General features: G+C 67.6%; 6 protein-coding genes. 4 read left to right on the forward strand and 2 right to left on the reverse strand.

Annotated features, from left to right (window positions below; all coding sequences use genetic code 11):
• A partial coding sequence (locus AC2VON_RS06370; protein ID WP_486952185.1) for an AMP-binding protein occupies positions 1-291 on the reverse strand: 291 nt, incomplete at its 3' end.
• 9 nt (positions 292-300) lie between these two features.
• Complete coding sequence (locus tag AC2VON_RS06375; protein ID WP_486952186.1) at positions 301-1371, reverse strand: LLM class F420-dependent oxidoreductase; 1071 nt, start codon at positions 1369-1371, stop codon at positions 301-303.
• 68 nt (positions 1372-1439) lie between these two features.
• On the opposite strand from AC2VON_RS06375, the gene AC2VON_RS06380 reads away from it, so the two are divergent.
• From AC2VON_RS06380 to AC2VON_RS06395, 4 genes are all read left to right on the forward strand, one after another.
• Positions 1440-2447 (forward strand): Zn-ribbon domain-containing OB-fold protein, encoded by a 1008-nt coding sequence (locus AC2VON_RS06380; protein WP_486952187.1) that lies wholly within the window; start codon positions 1440-1442, stop codon positions 2445-2447.
• Between the two features lie 13 nt (positions 2448-2460).
• Complete coding sequence (locus tag AC2VON_RS06385; RefSeq protein WP_486952188.1) at positions 2461-3528, forward strand: thiolase domain-containing protein; 1068 nt, start codon at positions 2461-2463, stop codon at positions 3526-3528.
• A complete protein-coding gene (locus AC2VON_RS06390) occupies positions 3525-4718 on the forward strand; it encodes a thiolase domain-containing protein (RefSeq protein WP_486952190.1) in 1194 nt (397 codons plus the stop codon). The genes AC2VON_RS06385 and AC2VON_RS06390 overlap by 4 nt, the downstream gene beginning before the upstream one ends.
• Positions 4715-4964, forward strand: a 250-nt coding sequence (locus AC2VON_RS06395) for a nuclear transport factor 2 family protein (RefSeq protein WP_486952189.1), incomplete at its 3' end; no start/stop codon positions are given. The genes AC2VON_RS06390 and AC2VON_RS06395, both read left to right, overlap by 4 nt.

Genomic DNA, 4964 nt, shown 5'->3' on the forward strand with positions numbered 1-4964 from the left:
GCTGTCGGAGAGGATGTAGCCGATCTCGGGGCCGGTCAAATGCCAGTTGACCGCGACGATGTACAGGCCGGTCTGCATGGCGGCGAAGTACACCGCAAGGGTGTCGACGACGTTGGGCAACACCATGACCAGCACGTCGCCGGGACGCAGCCCCAGGGCTTGCAGCCCGCGGCCGTAGCGGTCGGCGCGCGCGGTCAGCTCCGCATAAGTCAGCCGGCCACCCATCACGTCGACCACCGCGACCGAATCGGGTTGATCGCGGGCGATGTTCCACAGGCCGGTCTCGGTCACCCGGTTAATCTAGAACGTGTTCTCATCGTGCTGCAAGACGGGTGGAGGCGAGACCAACCCCGCCAGCTGACGGATCTGATCGACACCATGCGCGGTGACCACCATCATCGTCACGCCGGCGGCTTCCCACACCGAGATCTGCTCGCGCACGTACTCGATGTCGCCGACCACGACGGCGTCGTCGACAAGTTCGTCGGGGATGACCTTGGCGGCCTCGTCCTTGCGTCCAGAGCGGAATAGCCGGGTGACGTCGTCGACCACCTGCGAGTAACCCATCCGGCGGTAGACGTCGGCGTGGAAGTTGGTGTCTTCGGCGCCCATCCCGCCCATGTACAGCGCCAGGAACGGTTTGATGCCCGCGAACGCCGCCGCGCGGTCGCCGGTGATGACCACCTGGGCGCTGGCGCAAATCTCGAAGTCAGCCCGGGTGCGCCGGGCGCCGGGCCGCGCGAAGCCCTCGTCGAGCCACTCGTTGTACATGCCGGCCAGCCGCGGCGTGTAGAAGATCGGCAACCAGCCGTCGCAGATCTCGGCGGCCAGCGCGATGTTCTTCGGCCCCTCCGCACCCAGCATCACCGGGATGTCGACGCGCAGTGGGTGGGTGATCGGTTTGAGCGCCTTGCCCAAGCCGGTGGTGCCGGCGCCGGTCAGCGGTAGCGGGTAGTGGGGGCCGCCGCTGGTCACCGGCGCCTGGCGGGCCCAGACCTGGCGCAAGATGTCGATGTACTCGCGGGTGCGCGATAGCGGCTTGGGAAACCGAGCCCCGTACCAGCCCTCCACCACCTGCGGACCGGAGACGCCCAGCCCGAGGATGTGCCGGCCACCGCAGAGGTGGTCGAGGGTGAGCGCGGCCATCGCGCACGCTGTCGGGGTGCGCGCCGACAGCTGCACCACCGAGGTGCCCAGCCGCAGCCGGTGCGTCGAGGCACCCCACCACGCCAGCGGGGTGTAGGCGTCCGACCCCCAGGCCTCGGCGGTGAAGACAGCGTCGAAGCCGGCCTCCTCGGCGGCGGCCACCAACTCACCTGCGTTGGCCGGCGGCTGCGCGCCCCAATACCCCAGTTGCAACCCCAGCCTCATGCTTGGCCCCTTACCCTCTAGTACCCGCAGTCTTGCCCAGATTGTTAGAACCTGTTCTACTCGATGCCGTGACCGTGAGCGCACACCGGCCCGCCGGAACGGAGCAACCCGAACCACCCCTTTCCGCGCCGCTGCGGTTGTCGTTCGACTACACCCGTTCGGTCGGACCTGTTCTCGGCCAGTTCTTCACGGCACTGCGCGAGCGCCGCATCGTCGGAGTGCGTGGCTCCGACGGCCGGGTCTATGTCCCGCCGGCCGAATACGATCCGGTCGACCACGCACCGCTGACCGAGATCGTCGAAGTGGAAAGCGTTGGCACCGTGGTGTCATGGTCCTGGCAGCCGGCGCCGCTGCCGGGTCAGCCGCTGGATCGGCCGTTCGCCTTCGCGCTGATCCAGCTCGACGGCGCCGACGTCCCGATGCTGCACGCGGTCGACGCGGGAGCTGCGGGACCGTCTGGCATCAGCACCGGCGCCCGGGTGCATGCGCACTGGGCCGACGAGCCGGTCGGCGCGATCACCGACATCGCCTACTTCGCGCTGGGCGACCTGAAGGATGCAGCCGAGGAAGTTCCGGCCGTCACCGACCAGCGCGACCCGGTCGCGATCGTCATCACCCCGATCGAGCTGGAGATTGAGCACAGCGCCTCGTATCCGGAGAGCGCTTATCTGCGTGCGCTGCAGGACGGCAGGCTGCTCGGCGCGAGGACCGGCGAAAAGGCCAAGGTGTACTTCCCGGCCCGCGAAGCCGACCCGGCCACCGGCCAGCCGCTCACCGATTTCGTCGAGGTGTCGGACACGGGCACCGTGACGACGTTCGCGATCGTCAACATTCCGTTCCTGGGCCAGCGCATCACACCGCCCTACGTGGCCGCCTATGTGTTGCTCGACGGCGCCGACATCCCGTTTCTGACGCTGGTCTCCGACGTCGAGGCGCACGACGTCCGGATGGGCATGCGGGTGCAGGCGGTGTGGAAACCTCGCGAGCAGTGGGGATACGGGATGGACAATATCGAGTCCTTCCGGCCGATCGGGGAACCCGACGCCGACTACGACACCTACAAGCACCACTTGTGAGGGGCGTTGTGAAGTGACTGGCTCTCGCGACGTCGCGGTAGTCGGCTTCGCCCACGCCCCGCATGTGCGCCGCACCGACGGCACCACCAACGGTGTCGAGATGCTGATGCCGTGCTTTTCCGAGCTCTACTCGGAACTGGGCATCACGAGGGCCGACATCGGGTTCTGGTGCTCGGGGTCCTCGGATTACCTTGCTGGACGGGCATTCTCGTTTATCTCGGCGATCGACTCTATCGGCGCCGTCCCGCCGATCAACGAGTCGCACGTGGAGATGGACGGCGCCTGGGCGCTCTACGAGGCCTACATCAAGGTGTTGACCGGGGAGGTCGACACCGCGTTGGCGTACGGGTTCGGCAAGTCGTCGGCCGGGGTGCTGCGCCGGATACTGGCCCTGCAGACCGATCCGTACACCGTCGCTCCGCTCTGGCCCGACTCGGTGTCGGTCGCCGCACTGCAGGCCCGCCTGGGGCTGGACGCCGGTGTGTGGACAGCCGAGCAGATGGCCCGGGTGGCCCTGGAGTCGTTCGCCTGCGCCCAGCGGGTGGACTCCGTGGAGTCCAGCGACAACCTCGACGAGCTGCTGGATCGCCCGTTCTTCGCCGACCCGCTGCGCCGGCACGACATCGCCCCGATCACCGACGGAGCGGCCGCTGTTGTGCTGGCCGCCGGCGGCCGCGCCCGGGAGCTGTGCGAAAATCCAGCGTGGATCACCGGTTTCGAGCACCGCATCGAATCCCCGGTGCTGGGCAGCCGGGATCTGACTCAGTCTCCGTCGACGAGGGCGATCACCCGGCTGGCCACCGGTGACGATATCCCCGCAGTCGACGTCGCCGAGATCCACGCACCCTTCACCCACCAGCAGTTGCTGCTCACCGAGGCGATGCGGTTGCCGTCGACGGTGACGCTCAACCCGTCCGGCGGTGCACTGTCCGCCAATCCGATGTTTGTGGCCGGTCTGGAACGAATCGGCTTTGCCGCCCGGCACATCTTCTCCGGCTCGGCGCAGCGGGTGCTTGCGCATGCCACCAGTGGGCCTGCGCTGCAACAGAACCTGGTCGTTGTGATGGAAGGGCGAACCTGATGGCCAGGCTCGCCGCGGTTCTGGGTACCGGACAGACGCGCTATGTCGCCAAGCGACATGACGTTTCGATGAGCGGCCTGGTGCGGGAAGCCATCGACGGTGCTCTAGCCGACTCCGGTCTGGCCTTCACCGATATCGACGCCGTCGTGGTCGGAAAAGCACCCGATTTCTTCGAGGGTGTGATGATGCCCGAGCTGTTCATGGCCGACGCCATCGGAGCCACCGGCAAGCCGCTGATCCGGGTCCACACCGCGGGTTCGGTGGGTGGGTCCACCGCCGTGGTGGCTGCCGGCCTGGTGCAGTCGGGCAGATACCGTCGGGTGCTGGCGATGGCATGGGAGAAACAGTCGGAATCGAACGCCATGTGGGCACTCTCGATTCCGGTGCCGTTCACCAAGCCGGTGGGAGCCGGCGCAGGTGGATACTTCGCGCCACACGTGCGCGCCTACATCCGCCGCTCCGGCGCACCGCCTCACATCGGGGCATTGGTGGCGGTCAAGGACCGGCTCAACGGTGCCCGCAACCCGCTGGCGCACCTGCAGCAGCCCGACATCACGATAGAGAAGGTGATGTCGTCGCAGATGCTGTGGGACCCCATCCGCTTCGACGAAACGTGCCCGTCGTCGGACGGCGCTTGCGCGGTGGTGATCGGCGACGAACAGGCCGCCGATGCGCGGGTGACAGGCGGTGATCCGGTGGCGTGGATCCACGCCACCGCACTGCGCACCGAGCCGCTGGCCTACTCCGGCCGCGACCAGGTCAACCCGCAGGCGGGTCGCGACGCCGCCACTGCGCTGTGGCAGGCGGCCGGTATCACCAGCCCGATCGACGAGATCGACGTGGCCGAGATCTATGTGCCGTTCTCCTGGTTCGAGCCGATGTGGCTGGAGAACCTGGGCTTTGCGCGCGAGGGCGAGGGCTGGAAGCTCACCGAGGCCGGCGAGACCGCGATCGGCGGCCGGCTCCCGGTGAACCCCTCCGGTGGCGTGCTGTCGAGCAACCCGATCGGCGCCTCCGGAATGATCCGATTCGCCGAAGCCGCGATACAGGTGATGGGCAAGGCCGGCGCACACCAGGTTTCGGGTGCGCGCAAGGCCCTGGGCCACGCCTACGGCGGCGGTTCACAGTACTACTCGATGTGGGTGGTAGGTAGCGAGAAACCGGCTGACAAACCGAGGAGCAGTTCATGAAACCCGATCACCCGGCTCATGTAGCCGGACAACGCTCGCGCGATGCGGTCCAGGCCCGCAACAAGGACGCCTGGCTGGCGGTGTTCGCCGACGATGCAGTCGTCGAAGACCCGATCGGGCCATCGCACTTCGATCCCGACGGCAAAGGTCACCACGGCCGCGACGCCATCTCGGCGTTCTGGGACAAGGCGATCGCTCCGACCGACAGGATCGAGTTCAACTTCGTCGACAGCTTCTGCTGCGGCA

This window comes from Mycobacterium sp. TH-M82 (genome assembly GCF_057473605.1).